This is a genomic window from Stenotrophomonas sp. RIT-551, from assembly GCF_026241915.1.
GTDB classification, from domain to species: domain Bacteria; phylum Pseudomonadota; class Gammaproteobacteria; order Xanthomonadales; family Xanthomonadaceae; genus Stenotrophomonas; species Stenotrophomonas bentonitica_A.
The window spans coordinates 56,018-73,884 of sequence record NZ_JAPJIU010000003.1; the positions used below are offsets into that span (position 1 = coordinate 56,018).

Annotated in this window: 16 protein-coding genes; 8 read left to right on the plus strand and 8 right to left on the minus strand. The window is 66.8% G+C overall.

What is annotated here, in order from left to right; genetic code table 11:
• The first annotated feature begins 90 nt into the window (after positions 1-90).
• On the plus strand, positions 91-588 hold the full coding sequence (locus tag ORK51_RS04775) for a YciE/YciF ferroxidase family protein (RefSeq protein WP_070427396.1): 498 nt from the start codon (positions 91-93) through the stop codon (positions 586-588).
• A 23-nt stretch (positions 589-611) separates the two neighbouring features.
• Complete coding sequence (locus ORK51_RS04780) at positions 612-1,691, plus strand: catalase family protein (protein ID WP_070425194.1); 1,080 nt, start codon at positions 612-614, stop codon at positions 1,689-1,691.
• Positions 1,692-1,732: 41 nt separating this feature from the next.
• On the opposite strand, the gene ORK51_RS04785 is transcribed toward ORK51_RS04780, so the two are convergent.
• The 8 genes from ORK51_RS04785 to ORK51_RS04820 all read right to left on the minus strand — a co-directional run bounded on the left by ORK51_RS04785 (position 1,733) and on the right by ORK51_RS04820 (position 10,005).
• On the minus strand, positions 1,733-2,356 hold the full coding sequence (locus tag ORK51_RS04785; RefSeq protein ID WP_261996699.1) for an ATPase: 624 nt from the start codon (positions 2,354-2,356) through the stop codon (positions 1,733-1,735).
• 3 nt (positions 2,357-2,359) lie between these two features.
• On the minus strand, positions 2,360-2,701 hold the full coding sequence (locus tag ORK51_RS04790) for a type II toxin-antitoxin system prevent-host-death family antitoxin (RefSeq protein WP_261996700.1): 342 nt from the start codon (positions 2,699-2,701) through the stop codon (positions 2,360-2,362).
• Positions 2,702-2,794: 93 nt separating this feature from the next.
• A complete protein-coding gene (locus tag ORK51_RS04795) occupies positions 2,795-5,137 on the minus strand; it encodes a GH92 family glycosyl hydrolase (protein ID WP_429000614.1) in 2,343 nt (780 codons plus the stop codon).
• A 142-nt stretch (positions 5,138-5,279) separates the two neighbouring features.
• Positions 5,280-6,767: a glycine betaine/L-proline transporter ProP gene (gene proP / locus ORK51_RS04800; protein ID WP_266084350.1), complete on the minus strand. Its 1,488-nt coding sequence runs from the start codon at positions 6,765-6,767 to the stop codon at positions 5,280-5,282.
• 392 nt (positions 6,768-7,159) lie between these two features.
• A complete protein-coding gene (locus tag ORK51_RS04805; RefSeq protein WP_266084351.1) occupies positions 7,160-7,489 on the minus strand; it encodes a thioredoxin family protein in 330 nt (109 codons plus the stop codon).
• Positions 7,490-7,499: 10 nt separating this feature from the next.
• Complete coding sequence (locus ORK51_RS04810; RefSeq protein ID WP_019184575.1) at positions 7,500-7,913, minus strand: host attachment family protein; 414 nt, start codon at positions 7,911-7,913, stop codon at positions 7,500-7,502.
• 116 nt (positions 7,914-8,029) lie between these two features.
• Positions 8,030-9,115, minus strand: coding sequence for an alpha/beta hydrolase fold domain-containing protein (locus ORK51_RS04815; RefSeq protein ID WP_266084552.1), 1,086 nt, complete (start codon positions 9,113-9,115; stop codon positions 8,030-8,032).
• A gap of 170 nt (positions 9,116-9,285) precedes the next feature.
• On the minus strand, positions 9,286-10,005 hold the full coding sequence (locus ORK51_RS04820; protein WP_070425202.1) for a hypothetical protein: 720 nt from the start codon (positions 10,003-10,005) through the stop codon (positions 9,286-9,288).
• 421 nt (positions 10,006-10,426) lie between these two features.
• Here ORK51_RS04820 and ORK51_RS04825 point away from each other — a divergent pair, with 421 nt between their 5' ends.
• The 6 genes from ORK51_RS04825 to mdcA all read left to right on the plus strand — a co-directional run bounded on the left by ORK51_RS04825 (position 10,427) and on the right by mdcA (position 17,858).
• On the plus strand, positions 10,427-11,425 hold the full coding sequence (locus ORK51_RS04825) for an aldo/keto reductase (protein WP_266084352.1): 999 nt from the start codon (positions 10,427-10,429) through the stop codon (positions 11,423-11,425).
• 162 nt (positions 11,426-11,587) lie between these two features.
• Positions 11,588-12,265, plus strand: a complete 678-nt coding sequence (locus ORK51_RS04830; protein WP_070425204.1) for a DUF3348 domain-containing protein — start codon at positions 11,588-11,590, stop codon at positions 12,263-12,265.
• A gap of 10 nt (positions 12,266-12,275) precedes the next feature.
• The gene (locus tag ORK51_RS04835; RefSeq protein WP_266084353.1) at positions 12,276-14,681 is read left to right on the plus strand and encodes a DUF802 domain-containing protein; all 2,406 of its coding nucleotides are present in this window, start codon (positions 12,276-12,278) and stop codon (positions 14,679-14,681) included.
• A complete protein-coding gene (locus ORK51_RS04840; RefSeq protein WP_266084354.1) occupies positions 14,678-15,325 on the plus strand; it encodes an OmpA family protein in 648 nt (215 codons plus the stop codon). Before ORK51_RS04835 ends, ORK51_RS04840 begins: the two co-directional genes overlap by 4 nt.
• A 19-nt stretch (positions 15,326-15,344) precedes the next feature.
• Entirely contained in the window at positions 15,345-15,920 is a 576-nt protein-coding gene (locus tag ORK51_RS04845; protein ID WP_266084355.1) for a DUF2894 domain-containing protein, read from the plus strand.
• Between the two features lie 294 nt (positions 15,921-16,214).
• On the plus strand, positions 16,215-17,858 hold the full coding sequence (gene mdcA, locus ORK51_RS04850) for a malonate decarboxylase subunit alpha (protein ID WP_266084356.1): 1,644 nt from the start codon (positions 16,215-16,217) through the stop codon (positions 17,856-17,858).
• Positions 17,859-17,867 lie beyond the last annotated feature (9 nt).

The window sequence follows — 17,867 nt, forward strand, 5'->3', positions numbered from 1 at the left end:
GGTGCGTGCAGAGGGCCTTCACAACAAAGCGCGCTGTACTAACACCCACGCGCCTAGCGTCGGATGCTCAAACCCAACGGCAGTACCTCCATGGCGATCAAGACCGCAGAAGACCTGTTCATCCATGAGCTCTCGGATATCTACAGTGCAGAGAAGCAGCTGACCAAGGCGCTGCCGCGATTGGCGCGCGCCGCCTCCAATCCCGATCTGGCCGCCGCTTTCACGACGCACCTGGAAGAGACGCAGGGCCAGATCGAGCGCATCGACCAGGTGGTGGAACTGCTGGGGATCCGGCTCAAGCGCATCAAATGCGCCGCGATGGAGGGGCTGGTCGAGGAAGGCAAAGAGGCGATCGACAGTATCGAGGAGGGCCCGGTCCGCGATGCCGCACTGATTGGTGGCGCGCAGAAGGTGGAGCATTACGAAATTGCCTCCTACGGCACGATTGCCGCGCTGGCCAAACAGCTGGGCTACAAGGCAGCCGTGCCGCTGCTGCTGGAAACGCTCAAGGAAGAAAAAGACACGGACGAGAAGCTGACCCTGCTGGCCCTGGCCGGCGGCGGCAATGCCAAGGCCGCCGCGGCCTGAGTTCGACCACAGAGGAGCCTTGCATGTCACTGCCCCCACCCGTTCTTTACCACGCCTCGCTCGAGCATGCCGACGAAGATGAGGCCACGCATATCCGCGAACTGACCGAGGTGTTCGCGCGCATGGCGCTGACCGTCGCCGAGCAGGAAGGCCACGCCCACCGTGCGGTGCACGCCAAGGGCCAAGGGTTGTTGAAGGGCCGGCTACGTGTGCTGGACGAGTTGCCGGCCGAGTTGCGACACGGCCTGTTTGCGCGGCCGGGCAGCTACGACGCACTGGTCCGGCTGTCTTCGCCACCAGCCGAGCAGTTGCCGGACTCGGTCTCCACCCCGCGCGCGATGGCGCTCAAGGTGATCGGCGTGGAAGGCCCGCGTGCCGAGGGTGCGGAGGAGCAGCACACCCAGGATTTCCTGATGGTCAACGGTCCGGCGTTCAACACGCCCGGCGTCGCCGGCTTCCTGCGTTCGGCCAAGCTGCTGGCCGCCACTACCGAGCGGATGCCGCGTACCAAACGCATGATCTCAGCCACGCTGCGCGGCGCGGAGGCGGCGCTGGAAGCCGTCGGCGGGGAAAGTGCCACGCTGAAAGGCATGGGCGGCGAGCCGCAACACCATCCGCTGGGCGAAACCTTCTTCAGCCAGGTGCCCTTCCTCTATGGCCCCTACATGGCCAAGTTTTCGCTGGCCCCGATCTCACCGGCGCTGCTTGCGCTGACCGGCGACAAGATTGGCTCGGACGAAGATGCGCAGCGCGAGGCAGTGGTGTCCTTCTTCACCGACCTGCCCAATCCGGTCGAATGGGAGCTGCGGGTGCAGCTGTGCCGCGACGTCGAACGCATGCCGATCGAGGATGCGTCGGTCGCGTGGCCGGAAGCGGACAGTCCGTTCCTGCCGGTTGCACGCCTGAGCGTTGCGCAGCAGGAAGCGTGGCAGCCTGCCAGCTCGCCGGGCATCGAGGATGCACTGGCATTTGCCCCGTGGCACGCGCTGGCCGAGCATCGCCCGCTCGGTGGCTTGAACCGTGCGCGTCGCGTGGTGATGGCCGCTTCGCGTCAGTTCCGTTCGCGGTTCAATGGGTGTCCGATCCACGAACCGGTGGGATGACACTGAGCCTGTTGTTGCTGCTCAGGCCATTGCAGTAACGCTCACGCCAGAGTATGCAGCTCCATCGCGCGCATCACGATGGGCTTGGCCCAGTCAGGCGTCTGCAGCAACTCGATCGCCGAGGCCGGATAGTGCAGCCCGTTGCGATCCAGCTGCAGCACCGGCAGCGGTTCGGCGCCGTCGGCATCGGCCGGGGCGCTGTTGTCGTAGACATGCAGCTCGGCCAGGTGCGGCAGCAGGGCCAGCAGATTCTCGCGCGAGGAATCGTAACGGGCGCGGATCTTGTCGGCGGGGATGTCATGCCCGCCCCGGCTGACCCGGGCGGCGACGCGTTGCATGTGCAGCTCCACGCTCTGCAGGCCACAGAACCAGACTGCCACGTGGTGACGGTCGCAGGCCTCGCGCAGCAGGCGCGGGATGGTGTTGCCGCCCAGGGTGGTTTCGAAGGCGAAGTCGCTGCCCTCGTCGATGGCCTGCCGCAAGCGGCGCGCGCCCTCGTTCCACGCGGCGGCATTGGCATCCCCCAGCGCCCAGCCGGCCTCCACCAGGCGGCGGGTGAACGTATCCGGGTTGAACCAGGTCAGGCCTTCTTCTTCCAGCCACATGCCCAGCAGCGAACTTTTGCCGGCGCCATTGACGCCGGCCAGGACCAGAATCCGCCCCATCGGTCAGAGCGGACTGCCGAGGGCGACCTTGCGGCCGCGGCGGATCGGCTGGCCCAGCACCTTGCCCAGCCCGCCATCGCGGCCGAGGCTGGCCAGGGTGGTATCGAACGCGGCGCGCAGGCGTTCCAGCTCGCCCATGCGCTCATCAAGGTCGCCGCCGGCCGCCTTGGCCAGCAGTTCCTGGTAGGTCTTGATGTCCACGATCACCGCTTCGGGATGATTGTGGTTGGTGATCACCAGTGCCTGCTTCTCGCGGACGGTCCGCATCAGGCTGGGCCAGCCGCGGGTTTTGACCGAGGAGGCAGTGGCCTTCTCAAGGCCGGGCAGATCCAGTGGCAGGGTCATGGCACGCTCCAGGACGGGATGGGCCCACTATACCCCTTATGGCCAAATTGGACATAAATCCCATTTTGGCCAGAAGGAGGCCGCGGCCACCCGTCAGCGGGACATCGAGTACGGCTGCTCGGCGCCCTGCCCCGGCCAGGCCTTGTTCGGCTCGGCCTGCAGGGTGAAGCGCAGTTCGCCGCCGGCCAGTATCTCGTCGTGGCGCAGGAAGGTGCGCTGCAGCGGTTGGCCGTTGAGGGTGACCGAGCCGACGTAGTCGTGGCCCTTGCCCAGCCCTTCGGTGACGATGGTGAAGGTCTTGCCGTTGGGCAGGTGCAGCGTCGCCCTGGGCAGGAACGGACGGCCGATGATGTACTCGCCGCTGCCCGGGGCCACCGGGTAGAAGCCCAGTGCAGTGAACACATACCAGGCCGACATCTGGCCGAGATCGTCATTGCCCGCCAGGCCATCGGGGCGGTCGGCGTACTGGGTGTCCATGATCTGCTTCAGCCGCGCCTGGGTGCGCCATGGCTGGCCGGCATGGGCATACAGGTACGCCACGTGGTGGCTGGGCTCATTGCCGTGCGCATACCAGCCGATCAGCCCGGTGATGTCTTCCATGTGCTCGAAGATCGACGGGTCGACCTTGGCCTCGAACACCTCGTCCAGCCTGGCCAGCAGTTTATCGCTGCCCCCGTGCGCGGCGGCCAGACCGGCCACGTCGTGTGGCACGTACCAGGAGTACTGCCAGGCATTGCCTTCGGTGTAATCGGTGCCGTAGCCGCTGGCGCTCGGGTCGAACGGCGTGCGGAAGCTGCCATCGCGCTTGCGCGCGCGCATGAAGCCGGTGTCCTTGTCGAACGCATTGCGCCAGTTCGTGGCGCGCTTCTCGAACTCGCCGGCGACCTTGGTGTTGCCCATGGCCTTGGCCATGCGCGCGATGGTCCAATCGTCGAAGGCGTATTCCAGCGTCTTGCTGGCGGCCTCGCCTTCTTCATCGATCGGCACCCAGCCCAGTTCGCGATACTGCGCGATGCCGTCGTACGGACCGTAGTTGGCGGTCGCCACCATGGCGGCCAGTGCCTTGTTCTCATCGAAACCACGGATGCCCTTGAGGTAGGCATCGGCGATCACCGGCACCGCGTGGTAGCCGATCATGCACCACGTTTCCTGGCCGTGGAATGCCCACACCGGCAGCATCCCGTAGGCGCTGTTGTGCTGGTGTTCGAGCAGCGAATTGATGAAATCGCTGTTGCGCTTTTCCGGCTGCACCAGGGTCAGCAGCGGATGCAGGGCGCGGTAGGTATCCCACAGCGAGAAGGTCGAATAGTTGGTGTAGCCCTCGGCGCGATGCACGGCATTGTCCGAACCGCGGTAGTGGCCATCGCTGTCCATGAACACGGTCGGCCCGAGCAGGCTGTGGTACAGCGCGGTGTAAACACTGCGGCGGTCATGCTCGGGGCCGTCGATATCCAGCACCGACAGCGCCTGCGTCCACTGCGTTTTTGCCTCGGCGCGGACACGGTCGAAATCGAAACCGGGCACTTCGCTTTCCAGGTTGGCGATCGCACCGGCCTCGCTGACCGAGGAAATCGCCACCGTCACCACCAGCGGTGTGTCCAGCTTGCCGAAATCGAAGGTGCCGACCAGCTGGCGCCCTTCAATCTGCGCACGCTGCGCGGGGCTCTGGTGCCCCGGCGGCGGGAAGCCCTTGTAGGCGATGTCGGTCTCGGTATTGTGGAACTCGTGACCGGTCAGCGGCCGGGAGAAACGCATCGCGAAATACAGCTGCCGGCCCGGCGCCCAGCCGCGGGTCTCGCGGAAGCCGGTGATGGTGCCGTCCTCGCGGGCGCGCAGGCGCGACCACAGGATCTTGCCGGAATAATCGTAGAGGCTGGTGCGCAGGTCCAGCAGCACACGCGCCGGCTGGTTGGCCGGGTAGGTATAGCGGTGCACGCCGACGCGGGTGCTGGTGGTCAGCTCCGCGCGCACCTTCGGATCATCCAGGGTGACCGCGTAGTAGCCCGGCTCGGCGCGCTCGTCGTCGTGGCGGAAGCGCGAGGTGTAGCCGCTGCCGGGCTTGTCGGGGTCGCCCCGCTCCAGGCTGGCATCGGTGCGCACCGGCATCAGCAGCACATCGCCAAGATCGGAATGGCCGCTGCCGGAGAAGTGCGTATGCGAGAAGCCGACGATGCTGGTGTCGTCATGCCGATACCCTGCGGCCCAGCCATAGGCCTTCTCGCGCGGCTGGATGCGGGTATCCGGGCTCAGCTGGACCATGCCGAACGGCACCGTGGCGCCGGGATAGGTATGGCCCTCGCCCGCCGTGCCGATGAACGGATCCACCGCCGCGTACGCGCGCTCGCCGACCTTCGCCGGTGCCGCCGTGGCGGTGCCGGCCACCAACATCGCCCCTACCGCGAGCCCCAACCACCGTACCGTCCCCGTTTTTGTCATGGCGTTGAATTTAGATCGATTCAGGTGAGGTTGATCCTAGCACTGGCCGATCGGGCTGACATGTTGCGGTGCGGGTGTTACCGGCGCCGGCCCTCCTGGCCGGCGCCATGGCGGCGCAGTGGGTGACCGGACCGGACCGGCGTTACGCCGGGCGCGCATCTTCCGACACCGCTGCCACCGGCAGCGTCGGCTGGGTCGCATCCACCGTGACCGGCTCATCGCTGCGCATCAGGGCACGGGCTTCGGCTTCGCTGGCCACCGCCGGCGGCGAACCCCGCAGCGGCATGCCGGCGGTCTCGCGCACGAACAGCATGGTGATCACACCGATCACCGCCGCCCCCATCAGGTAATACGCCGGCACGAGCGGATCACCGGTGCGCTCCACCAGCCACGCAGTGACCAGCGGCGTGGTGCCACCAAACAGCGAGACTGACACATTGAAGGCGATCGACAGCGCGCTGTAGCGCACCGGGGTATAGAACAGTGCCGGCAGCGTGGACGGCATCGAGCTGGTGAAGCACACCAGCGCCACGCCCAGCAGCATCAGGCCCAGGAAGATCAACCAGTCATTGCCGCTGCCAACCAGCTTCAGGCAGGGGATCGCCAGCAGGAACAAGGCGATGCAGGCACCGATGATCATCGGGCGGCGGCCCAGGCGATCACTGAACAACCCGCCCAGCACATTGAGCGGCATCATCACCAGCATCACGATGATGATCAGCAGCAGCCCCTTGCTCTCGGCATAGCCCATCGTCACGCTGAGGTAGCTGGGCATGTAGGTCAGCAGCATGTAATCGGTGACGTTGAACACCAGCACCAGGCCAACGCAGATCAGCAGCTGCGCCCAATGCACGCGGAACAGCGCACCCAGGCCGGGGCGTTCGTGATCGCGCTTCTCGGCCTCTTCGGCGTACGCACGGAACGCCGGCGTCTCTTCCAGCTTCATGCGCATGTACAGGCCCAGCAGGCCCAGCGGACCGGCCACCAGGAACGGGATGCGCCAGCCCCAGTCCAGCATCTGCGCGCTGCTCAGCGCCATGTGCAGCGCGGTGACCGTACCCGCGCCGGCAATGTAGCCGCCCAGCGTGCCGAACTCCAGCCAGCTGCCCATCAGGCCGCGGTTGCGGTCGGTCGAATACTCGGCGATGAAGGTCGCCGCACCCCCGTATTCACCACCGGTGGAGAAGCCCTGCACGATCCGGGCGAGCAGCAGCAGTGCCGGGGCCCAGATGCCGATGCGGTCATAGGAGGGAATCAAGCCGATGCTGAAGGTGCCCAGCGCCATCAGGATCATGGTGAAGGCCAGCACTTTCTGGCGGCCGTACTTGTCGCCGAGTGGCCCGAACACCAGCCCGCCCAGCGGACGCACCAGGAAGGCCACGGTGAAGGTGGCGAAGGTAGCGATCAGCTGCGCGGTCGGGCTGCTGTCGGGGAAGAACACGTGACCCAGCGTGACGGCAAGATAGCCATAGACACCGAAATCAAACCACTCCATCGCGTTGCCGAGTGCGGCCGCACCCACGGCCTTCTTGAGCATCGGGCGATCAACGACGGTGACTTCGTCGACGTGCATCTGGCGGCGGCGTTTGAACCAGCCGAAATGGGCATGTGCGGCATGCAGGTCCTGCATCTGCTTTCTCCTGGAAGCAGGCCATCACGGCGCCCGAGGTCCCGCGCACGGCACAGGAAATACCGCCTCTGATGACACAGCGCGACGCGCGAAGAGGGGTTGCAACAGACGATCCCGGACGGCCGCGTGGACTCAGCGACGCTGCGGGATGGATGACCAGGAAGCGGGCAATGGCCCGGGGGTGATCAAGCGGGCCATGATACTACAAATGCCGCCGACGTTCCCCTCGCCGCTCGTCCGGAGCGCGTGGAACAGCCTGTTTCAGGCGTTTTCAGCGGTCTTTCACGTGATGAACGCACGCAGGCGCAGCAGGTCCAAATCGCGGCGTACTGCGCGCCAATGCACGTATCGGAGGACGCATCCTGTTGGCCTGCGCGACCCGCATCCTTCCGTTACGGGCCGCGTTCGAGCTCATCGATCAGCGGCGCCAGATCCTCGCGCTCATGTGGACGTACCGCGCGGGCGATCTCCTGGCCATCGCGCAGCAGGATCACGGTCGGCCAGAGTTTCACGGCAAAGGAGCGGCCCAGTGGCCGCCCCTTCCCGTCCTCGACCTTCAGGTGCGTCGCGTCATAGCCACCGAGAAACTTCTGCAGCAGTGGCTGGGCGGCGCTGCAATGGCCGCACCAACCGGTGCCGAACTCCAGCAGCATCCATCCGCTGCCCGCATCGATGTCGGCACGGGTGATGTCGGAGGGGCTGTACTCGCGGGCGAAGGCCATGGGCGGTGTCTCAGGACAGGGCGCGCTGGATATCCTCCAGCGGCGCATTGGTGAAGTCCTTGGCGAGATCCTTGAGCAGGCGTTCCTGCGTTTCCTTGTGCAGCAGCGGACGGATACGGCCCAGCGTCTGCGGATCGGCGATCAGGATCAGGTGCGCGTAGCGGTTCTTCAACGCGTCTTCATTCAACTGTGCCGCCACCTGCTTGGCAAACGTGGCCTCGTTGAGCTGGGAGATGGTCATCTCCTGCGGCACCGAGCCGGACGGGCCCTGCCCGGACGCGCCCGTATCGCTCACGGCCTGCAGCTGCAGTTCCCCCTCCTGCTTGAGCTGCAGCTTGTGCGCGGTGCCGACGTTGGTGAACACGCGGGCCGAGCCGCCATCGGCTACAACGACCAGGGTACCTTCGGGAATCTGCTGACTCATCATCTACTCCTTATGGGGAAAACCGAGCGCGGGTGCACTCGGGTTCCACCGTAGGCAACCGAATGTATGCGCAGTGCATACGGATGTATGCATGGTGTATGCAGCCCCGTCGCGCCCTACTCCGCGGGCGGTCCGGGCAGGGCCATGCCCAGGTGCCGGGCGAAGAAGCGCGCCATCACCCGGTACGCCTGCTGGCTTTCCGGCAGCCGGGCGTCGAGGTGGAAGGCGTGGCCCAGCCCGTCCCAGACGTGCAGGTCCGACTCGCGCCCCAGGTCCACCAGCCGCGAATGGGTATAGGAAACGTTGCTCAGCTCGGCTGCCCGCGTTGCAGTGATGAACAGCGTCGGCGGAAACTGCGCGAGCAGCGCATCGGAGAAGACCGGCGACACCAGCGGGTCACGGAAGTCCACCGGGCCGTAGTAGAGGTCTTCCATGATCGGCAGGCTGCCATCGGCGTGCGGCAGCAGTGCATCGGTGACGGCAGCGGCCACGTAGCGCGAATCGCCGCCGTAACGCGCATCGCCACCGGCGCAGAACAGCCCGGCCGCTGCTGGCATCGGCAGCTTTTCCTTGGCGAACCACGCCAGCGCTTCGCCGGTCAGCACGCCGCCAGCCGAGCAGCCGAACACGCCGATATGCGCTGCGGGCCGCGTTTCCAGTGCCGCGCGGTAGACCGCCGCCACGTCCTCACTGGCGGCGGGGAACCGATGCTCCGGTCCCTGCCGATACTCCACGGCGACAACCGTGGCACCGGTCATCGCCGCGACCGGGATCGCCTCAAGCAGACCGATGCTGTCGGCGCGGCCGAACACGAATGCACCACCGTGCAGCTCGATCAGCAGGCGACGCTGCGCCGGGTCGGCCGGTGCGCTGCGCGGCTCGACCCGCACCACCGGCACCCCGTTCCAGGTTTCCTGGTGCAACTCGACCGGATAGCGCTCGCGCAGCGCCTTGATCTCGCCGTAGGCCCAGTCATCGGCGCCCTTGCGGATGTTCGCCAGCTCTTTGAGCACGGTGGCGTTATCCATCTTCGCGACCGGATCACCGTTGACGACGGCGCTGCGCATGGCTGCCTGTGCTTCCGGACTCAGATACGGGGACAGCGGCAGCGCGAATGCCGACACGCTGCGTACGCCTTCCGCTGCAGGAGGTACGGCCGCTTGCGCAATGCCAGTCCCACTGACAGCCAGCAACAGCGCCATCGGCGCGAATACCCTGGTCCCCACCATCTGCTGAATTTCCATGCTGAATCTGGTAACAGGATAGCCGTTATCCCGCCCAATTTCGGCGGGATTCTTAAGCGCGCTCCGCGAGCTGGGGGCTTCCCTGCTTGCCCCGCTACCAGTTGGCTGAATGCATCAGAGCGCAGTGCTCACTTACGCTCTCCCCGCGTCTGCAGCCATCGCCATGCCAGCACAGCAGTAAGCACGAGCAGCACCAGCACAGCCAATGGATTCCAAGACGTTTCCGAGAGCGCCAGCAGCTGCTCTGGAGACTGCTCAGCGATCATCATCATGCCAAACCCGCCGACACACAGCGATCCGACCCCGAGCGCGATGTCCCGCTGACCAACCCTGTCTCCATGCGGCGCGACCTCTTTCAGTTCACGGATTCCTTCAATACGCCCATGCACGTGGTGGCCCTTGTAACCCGCCACGACGACACCGACAGAGATCATGTCGTCCGGATTGAGCATGCACGGTGAGATGTGGACGCGGTCGTCCACTACGCTGACAGCGACCTCGTTGCGCAGCGACTCAGGGCTGACCTTCTCAAGATGACAGCTGATGATTTCCTGGGCATCAGGAAAACGGATCCCTAGCGGCGTGGTGATTTCAGCCGCCCGGATGGCCGAGTTGCCAACATTTTTGACGGTCAACCACAGCATGGCCACATCGGGCACTCTCTTGCCGTGAAAGAACACCTCGACCGCGGCGGAGGCGTTCTCGTTGATTGAAACCAAGTGATTTACGGGACTGACCTCGTAACGAATCGCCGGCCTGCGGCGATTGAGAAACTGATATACCTGCACCAAGCCCAACGTAAGCGCGATGTACACAGCGATCCAGCCTGAATCCAAATACTTATCCACCCGCCATCCTTGAACGCGCCTGATTGAGCGGAATCGTAGCCGATATCTGCCCAAGCGCAGATGGTTCACCCTCCATGACGCGCCTGACTGCACTGCCGGCACCCGCATTCGTTCGCGCCGCCTGCCCCCCCCCGTGCTGCAGGACTATGCAGTCCGATCTTCCCGCCCATGTGGCGCGCTCACGCAATGGCGCCCAACTACAGCGACACGCAGCGCACGGGATCTGCCACGCCGCCTGTTCCTGTATCGCCCGTTCCTGCAGGCCAAGCGCATTGTCGACGCGCGCATCCGGGCGAGGCCACAATGCGCAAGCCAGGCTGATCCTTGCCCGCCGCGCAACACTCTTTCGCCCATCGACGGCTGTTTGAGCCAGAGCGCTCCGCGCAGACTGGGCGGCCTTCCGCTTCATACCCACCCCCACATGAGCATTCACCTTCCCGGCCGTATCGGCTTCGGCACCGCGCCCCTCGGCAACATGTACCGCGCCATTCCCGAACAGGAGGCACTGGCGACCGTTCACGCCGCGTGGGACCAGGGCATCCGCTACTTCGACGCCGCCCCGCTGTATGGCGCCGGCCTGGCCGAACGGCGGCTCGGCGAAGCGCTGCAGCACTACCCGCGCGATGCTTATGTGCTGAGCACCAAGGTCGGCCGCCGTCTGCTGGATGAAACCGAAGACGCCGCCAGCCGCGACCTCGGCGAGAAAGGCGGCCTGTTCGAGCATGGCCTGCCCAACAAGATCGTCTATGACTACAGCGCCGACGGCACGTTGCGCGCCATCGAAGAAAGTTTGAAACGCCTGAAGACGGACCGCCTGGACATCGTCTGGATCCACGACCCGGCCAAGGATTTCCATGGCGAGAACTGGCGCGCCGTGTTCCACCAGGCCATGTCCGGCGCCGCGACGGCGCTGACCCGCCTGCGTGAGGAGGGGGTCATCAAGGGTTGGGGCCTGGGCGTCAACCGGGTCGAGCCCTGCGTGATGGCGCTGCAGCAGGCCGACCCGGATGGCTTCGTGCTCGCCGGGCGCTACACCCTGCTGGATCATGATGAGGCACTGGCCAGCCTGATGCCGGCCGCCGAAGCGCGTGGCGCCCGCATCGTGGTCGGTGGTCCATACAACTCCGGCGTTCTCGCTGGCGGCGCGCATTACGAGTACCAGAAGGCCGGTACAGACGTGCTGCATCGGGTCGGGCGCCTGCAGCAGGTAGGCGCACAGTTCGGCGTGGACATCCGTGCGGCGGCGCTGCAGTTCCCGCTGGCGCACCCGGCCGTGGCGGGCGTGATTCCCGGTGCCAGCCAGCCCGGCCGCATTGCAGAGAATCTCGCGTTGGCCAAGGTCGCGATTCCGCCGGCGTTCTGGAGCGCGTTGCGCGAACAGGGCCTGGTCTCGCCGCACGCGCCGTTGCCGTTCGACTGAGTTGGCGCACAGCCGCCGCTGACGAAGATCATGCCAGCGCTGGCAGTGCTGGCAGTGCTGGCAGTGCTGGCAGCGCCGGGAGCGCTCGGCGCCGTGGCTGAACCCTGCGCGCCGGCGGCCCGCGGCCATTACGGTGTAAAATTCGCCGTTTTAACCGGAACAATGGCCAAAACCGCGCAACGGACGCCTGTCCCGGGCCCGGCCTTCATCCGGCTGCTGGCCCGTCTGGCTGAAAGCAACCTGTCCTCGACGGGCCCTGCCCTGTCGGAGCGGCTCAGCGAATGGGTGGACTGGACGCGGGCGGTGACCTTGTCCAAGGCGCTCGATGGCCGGCTGCCGCCTGCGGTGGAGGGGCCGGATTTCGATGCCGACGAGGATGCGGAATGCCGACGGATCCGCGCGGCGCTGGAAGCCACCATTGTTCAGGAACCTGAGCCTTCCAGGCCGGTTCGGCGCGCGGTCGAGGCCGAAGCGCCCGAAGCGCCCATCGAATTCGCCGTGTACCGCGAGCGCTACGTTACCGTGCAGCGTTCCATGCTCGGCGCCACCAGCCGCCTGCGCGGGCGGCTGCGCGACATGCTGACCCGCCGCTCACCCGAGCTGGCGCGGCTGGCCGAGGTGGACGCGCTGATGGAGCAGACCCTCAGCGCCCGCGAACACGCCCTGTTGGCCAAGGTGCCGGTGCTGCTCGGGGTGCATTTCGAGCGCCTGCGCGACGCCGGCAGCGACGCGGCCTGGCTGGAGGTGTTCCGCCGCGACATGCAGAGCCTGCTGCTGGCCGAGCTGGATATTCGTTTTCAACCGATCGAAGGCCTGCTTGCAGCGCTTCGCACCCACTAACCGGGACGTCATGTTCAGAACCAGTCTTCACTACGTTGTTTTCCTGCTTGGCCTTGTCGCGGTGTGCTGGATCGGGGCCGGTTATGCCAGCACCAATCCGGTCGGTTTCGCTGTCGCCGCGCTGATCGCCGTGTGCTACCTCGCCGGTGGCCTCGAGCTGTATCGCTACCGGCAGGCGACCGCCTCGCTCGCCGCGGCCAGTGCCAGTGCCGGCGCGGCCAGCTCCGGCCTGACCACCTGGCTCGGCCAGCTGCACCCCAGCCTGCGCAATGCGGTACGCCTGCGCGTGGAAGGCGAACGCGTCGCCCTGCCCGGCCCGGTCCTGACCCCCTATCTGGTCGGGCTGCTGGTGCTGCTGGGCATGCTCGGCACCCTGCTCGGCATGATGGCCACCCTGCGTGGCACCGGCCTGGCCCTGGAAAGCGCGACCGATCTGCAGGCCATCCGCGGCTCGCTGGGCGCGCCGGTGGAAGGCCTGGCGGTCGCCTTCGGCACCTCGATTGCCGGTGTCGCCACCTCCGCGATGCTGGGCCTGCTCTCGGCGCTGTGCCGGCGTGAGCGGCTGGAAGCGGTGCAGCGCCTGGACGTGGAGATCGCCACCACCCTGCACACGCACTCGCAGTCCTGGCAGCGCAATGAGGCCTTCCGGCTGCTGCAGCAGCAGGCCGAACTGATGCCGGCGCTGGTGGATCGGCTGCAGGCCATGACCACGGCGATCGAACAGCAGAGCATCGCCTCGGGCGAGCAACTGCTGGCCAACCAGCAGCGTTTCCATGCCAAGGCCGACGAGGAGTACGCCCGCCTGACCGCCGCGATCAAGGAGTCACTCAAGGACAGTGTCGCCGAGAGCGCACGTGCCGTCGGTGCCGCCCTGCAGCCGGTGATGGACACCACCCTGGCCGGCATCGCCCGCGCCAACGCTGCCATGCACGAAACGGTGACCGATGCGGTGCAGCGCCAGCTGACCGGCCTGACCGACGGCTTCGACGCCAGCCGTGTCGCCACCGCCGCGTCCTGGCAGGCCGCGCTGGACAGCCAGCAGCAGACCAATGCTGCATTGACCGCCGACCTGCGCGCCGCGCTGGACGGATTCGCCGCGCAGCACGATCAACGCGCGCTTGGCCTGCTCGAGGCGGTCTCCACGAAGCTGGTCAGCACGGCTGACGGTTGGCAGGCGGCCCAGTCCGAGCAGCAGCAGATCAATACCGCCATGGCGACCGAGCTGCGCAGTGCACTGGCCCACTTCGCCGAGCAGCATGGCGAGCGCTCCAGCGCCTTGCTTGAGGCGGTCTCGGCCGAACTCAACGCGACGGCCACCCGTTGGCAGGATGCACAGGCCGCGCAGCAGCAGACCCATGCCGCCCTTGCGGATGACCTGCGCAGCGCGCTTGGCAGCTTCACCGAAACGCACCAGGCCCGCGCCACCGGTCTGATCGATTCGGTCGGCAGCCGCATGGAGGCCACCACCGCGCAGATCGCCGAGGCCTGGCAGCAGGCGCTGGCCCGCCAGGATGCCGCCGCGACCGCGCTGAGCGAGCGGCATCAACAGGCCCTGGATGCCGCTTCCGCCACACTGCAGACGCAGGCGGTCTCGCTTGGCGAGGCGATGCAGCACTCGCATGCCCAGCTGCAGGACGCCCTGGAGGCACGCGATCAGCAGCGCCTGCGCGCCTGGACCGATGCCTTCACCGGCATGAGCGCCAGCCTCGGCGAGCGCTGGGAACAGACCGGCGCCAGCGTGGCCAGCCGCCAGCAGGAGATCTGCGACACCCTGGCACGCACCGCCAACGACATCACCCAGCAGGCCCAGGCGCACGCCAGCGAGACGATCAGCGAAATCTCGCGGCTGGTCCAGGCCGCCTCGGAAGCGCCCAAGGCCGCGGCCGATGTCGTCGCCGAACTGCGCGGCAAACTCTCCGACAGCCTGGTCCGCGACACCGCCACGCTGGAAGAACGCAGCCGCCTGCTGGCCACCGTGGAGACCCTGCTGGATGCGGTCAACCACGCGGCCAACGAACAGCGCGTCGCCGTCGATGCACTGGTCTCCACCTCGGCCGAACTGCTCGAGCGCGTTGGCACCCGTTTCACCGACCACATCGAGGCGGAGACCGGCAAGCTCGGCAACGTGGCTGCGCAGGTCACCGGCAGCGCCGTGGAAGTGGCGAGCCTGGCCGACGCGCTCGGCAGCGCCGTGCAGTCCTTCGGCACCGCCAGCGACGGCCTCAACGAGCGCCTGGCCCAGATCGCCGCTTCGCTGGATGGTTCGCTGGCCCGCAGTGACGAGCAGCTGGCCTACTACGTCGCCCAGGCGCGTGAGGTGATCGACCTCAGCGTGCTGTCCCAGAAGCAGATCATCGATGAGCTGCAGCAGCTGGCCGGCCGCCGCGGCAGCAAGGCCGGGGCTGCCTCGGCATGAGCGATGAGATCGAAGTCGAGGCCGACGGAGGCGCCCCGATCTGGGCCGCCTTCGGCGACCTGATGTCGGTGCTGCTCGGCGCGTTCGTGCTGATCCTGGTCGGCGTGGTCGCGCTGCAGCTGGAGCTGACCAACCGCCTGGATGAAGAGGTCAAGCAGCGCCAGGCCGAAGTGCAGCGCCGCCAGACGCTGGAGCAGGCACTGGCCGGCCCGCTCGCCGCAGGGCGCGTCACGCTGGTGGACGGCCGCATCGGCATCCGCGGCAACGTACTGTTCGCGTTGAACTCCGACCAGCTGCAGCCGGAGGGCCTGGAAGTGCTCAAGAGCCTGGCCGGTCCGCTGAAAGGCTACCTGGCCGCGCGCGAGGAGATCCTGATGGTCAGCGGCTTCACCGACGACCAGCAGGTGCGCGATGGCAACTGGCGCTTCGCCGACAACTGGGAGCTCTCCGCCGAGCGTGCGTTGACCGTGACCCGCACCTTGATCGCCGAGGGTGTGCCGTCGGACGCGGTGTTTGCCGCGGCGTTCGGTTCCGAGCAGCCGGTGAGTTCCAACGCCGACGAAGACGGCCGCGCCAAGAACCGTCGCGTGGAAATTGCCCCGATCCCCAAACCCAAGGCGAGCAAGGCCGCGGATGCCCCGTAACGCCGTCGCAACCGCTGAGATGCTCCAGCGTTGGCGAGCGGACAAGCTCGACCAGCTCGACCGCACGCGCTATGCCCTGATCGAGGCGTTGCATGCCCGCACGCAGGCGCACGACGGTGAGGTGCGGGCACTGCTGCAGGCGAAGCTGGATGCCTTGGTGACCAACTACGCCGAGCTGATTGCCGAGGCGCCCGCCGCGGCGCAGCCTGGGCAGGGCCCGTCGCCCGGGCGCATCGGCCTGCAGGCGCTGGTCACGGAATTGACCGGCCAGCACAACCCCGCCTACCCCGAGCTGCCGGTGCTGGCCGACGTTCGTGCAGGCTGGGCCACGCTTCGAAATGCCAGCCAGCTGAAGGAATCGCTGGCGCAGGTGCCCACCAACGGCGGCCCTCTGAATTCCGGCGTCCTGGTCCATCGGGCCCTGACGCTGATGAAAGAAACCTCGCCCGGGTACCTGACGCATTTCATGGCGTACCTGGATGCGCTATCCGGGATGGAGCATCTGCATCAGTGGGGCGTACTCGTGGCAACGCCGAAAGTGGCGCCGCGGGGGGCGAAGCCGCGGCGGCCGCGTGCGGGAAAGGCAGCGGGCTGACCAGGCGTTCCATCTGCGCGCCTTGATGGCTGCACGACATTGCCCCGATCAACGCTGAGCGGAGGTCGCTCCAGCAAGGTATTGCCCGCTTTGAACAAACATGCCTGCGCGTTCGCCAGCCATCGCGCTCGGCACCGACAACGCGATGCTCGGCGCATTGGACGCTGAAGATGGCCAGGAGAGCCGGCTCTAACTGAATACGACAGGCCCGGAACTGGCCTCCTCAGGCCTCTTGCCCCGGCCAAACTCGGGTGATAGCTTTGTAATTACAGCGTAATTATGAAGAGGCGGCAGATGGCTCGAGACTGGAACACGCTAGCGGATCGCCGCCAGGCAAGGCTGCAGCGGGCCGCCGATGCCGGGCTCGGGCGCTTGCTGCCCCATGCCGAGGTTCCCCGCCTGCTGCACACCGTGCTCGAACCGGGCGACCGGGTCTGCCTGGAGGGCAACAACCAGAAACAGGCCGATTTCCTGGCCGAGTGCCTGGCCCAGCTCGATCCGGCGCAGGTGCACGGCCTGCACATGGTCCAGTCCGTGCTGTCCCTGCCCTCGCATCTGGATGTCTTCGAGCGGGGCATCGCCCAGCGCCTGGACTTCTCCTTCTCCGGCCCGCAGAGCGGCCGGCTGGCCAATCTGGTTGCCGAGGGACGGATCGAGATCGGGGCGATCCACACCTATCTGGAACTGTTCGGCCGCTACTTCATCGATCTCACCCCACAGGTCGCCCTGGTCGCCGCGCAGGCCGCCGACCGCCACGGCAATCTCTATACCGGCCCCAACACGGAAGACACCCCCGTGATCGTGGAGGCCACCGCGTTCCGTGGCGGCATCGTGATCGCCCAGGTGAACGAAATCGTCGATACCCTCCCCCGCGTCGACATCCCGGCCGATTGGGTCAACTTCGTTACCGAGGCGCCGCGCCCGAACTACATCGAGCCGCTGTTCACCCGTGATCCGGCGCAGATCTCCGAAATCCAGGTACTGATGGCGATGATGGCCATCAAGGGCATCTACGCCGAATACGGCGTGCAGCGACTCAACCACGGCATCGGCTTTGATACCGCCGCGATCGAACTGCTGCTGCCCACCTACGCCGAGTCACTGGGCCTGAAGGGCATGATCGGCACGCACTGGGCGCTCAATCCGCATCCGGCACTGATCCCGGCGATCGAGTCCGGTTTCGTGCAGTCCGTGCATTCGTTCGGCTCCGAGCTGGGCATGGAACGCTATATCCAGGCGCGTTCGGATGTGTTCTTCACCGGCAGCGACGGCAGCATGCGCTCCAACCGCGCGTTCTCGCAGACCGCCGGCCTGTATGCCTGCGACATGTTCATCGGCTCAACGCTGCAGATCGACCTGCAGGGCAACAGTTCCACCGCCACCCGCGACCGCATCGCCGGTTTCGGCGGCGCGCCCAACATGGGCTCGGATGCACGCGGTCGCCGCCATGCCAGCCCGGCCTGGCTCAAGGCCGGCCAGGAAGCGGCCCTGCCGGGGCAGATGCCGCGCGGGCGCAAGCTGGTCGTGCAGATGGTGGAAACCTTCCGCGAACACATGGCGCCGGCCTTCGTCGAGCGCCTGGACGCCTGGGAGCTGGCCGAGCGCGCGAAGATGCCGCTGCCGCCGGTGATGATCTACGGCGACGACGTCACCCACGTACTGACCGAAGAAGGCATCGCCAACCTGCTGCTGTGCCGCAGCCCCGAGGAACGCGAGCAGGCGATCCGCGGCGTGGCCGGCTACACCGCGGTCGGCCTGGGCCGTGACCGCGTGATGGTCGAGAACCTGCGCGACCGCGGCATCATCCGCCGCCCCGAAGACCTGGGCATCCGCACCCGCGATGCCAGCCGCGACCTGCTCGCCGCGCGCTCGGTCAAGGATCTCGTGCGTTGGTCCGGCGGGTTGTACAACCCGCCCAAACGCTTCCGCAACTGGTAAGGGGCACGC

Bases quoted from the DNA above. Each gene is read 5' to 3' on its own strand.
- ORK51_RS04775 (WP_070427396.1), top strand. From the start codon at position 91: ATGGCGATCAAGACCGCAGAAGACCTGTTCATCCATGAGCTCTCGGAT.
- ORK51_RS04780 (WP_070425194.1), top strand. From the start codon at position 612: ATGTCACTGCCCCCACCCGTTCTTTACCACGCCTCGCTCGAGCATGCC.
- ORK51_RS04785 (WP_261996699.1), bottom strand. From the start codon at position 2,356: ATGGGGCGGATTCTGGTCCTGGCCGGCGTCAATGGCGCCGGCAAAAGT.
- ORK51_RS04790 (WP_261996700.1), bottom strand. From the start codon at position 2,701: ATGACCCTGCCACTGGATCTGCCCGGCCTTGAGAAGGCCACTGCCTCC.
- ORK51_RS04795 (WP_429000614.1), bottom strand. From the start codon at position 5,137: ATGACAAAAACGGGGACGGTACGGTGGTTGGGGCTCGCGGTAGGGGCG.
- proP (WP_266084350.1), bottom strand. From the start codon at position 6,767: ATGCAGGACCTGCATGCCGCACATGCCCATTTCGGCTGGTTCAAACGC.
- ORK51_RS04805 (WP_266084351.1), bottom strand. From the start codon at position 7,489: ATGGCCTTCGCCCGCGAGTACAGCCCCTCCGACATCACCCGTGCCGAC.
- ORK51_RS04810 (WP_019184575.1), bottom strand. From the start codon at position 7,913: ATGAGTCAGCAGATTCCCGAAGGTACCCTGGTCGTTGTAGCCGATGGC.
- ORK51_RS04815 (WP_266084552.1), bottom strand. From the start codon at position 9,115: ATGGCGCTGTTGCTGGCTGTCAGTGGGACTGGCATTGCGCAAGCGGCC.
- ORK51_RS04825 (WP_266084352.1), top strand. From the start codon at position 10,427: ATGAGCATTCACCTTCCCGGCCGTATCGGCTTCGGCACCGCGCCCCTC.
- ORK51_RS04830 (WP_070425204.1), top strand. From the start codon at position 11,588: ATGGCCAAAACCGCGCAACGGACGCCTGTCCCGGGCCCGGCCTTCATC.
- ORK51_RS04835 (WP_266084353.1), top strand. From the start codon at position 12,276: ATGTTCAGAACCAGTCTTCACTACGTTGTTTTCCTGCTTGGCCTTGTC.
- ORK51_RS04840 (WP_266084354.1), top strand. From the start codon at position 14,678: ATGAGCGATGAGATCGAAGTCGAGGCCGACGGAGGCGCCCCGATCTGG.
- ORK51_RS04845 (WP_266084355.1), top strand. From the start codon at position 15,345: ATGCTCCAGCGTTGGCGAGCGGACAAGCTCGACCAGCTCGACCGCACG.
- mdcA (WP_266084356.1), top strand. From the start codon at position 16,215: ATGGCTCGAGACTGGAACACGCTAGCGGATCGCCGCCAGGCAAGGCTG.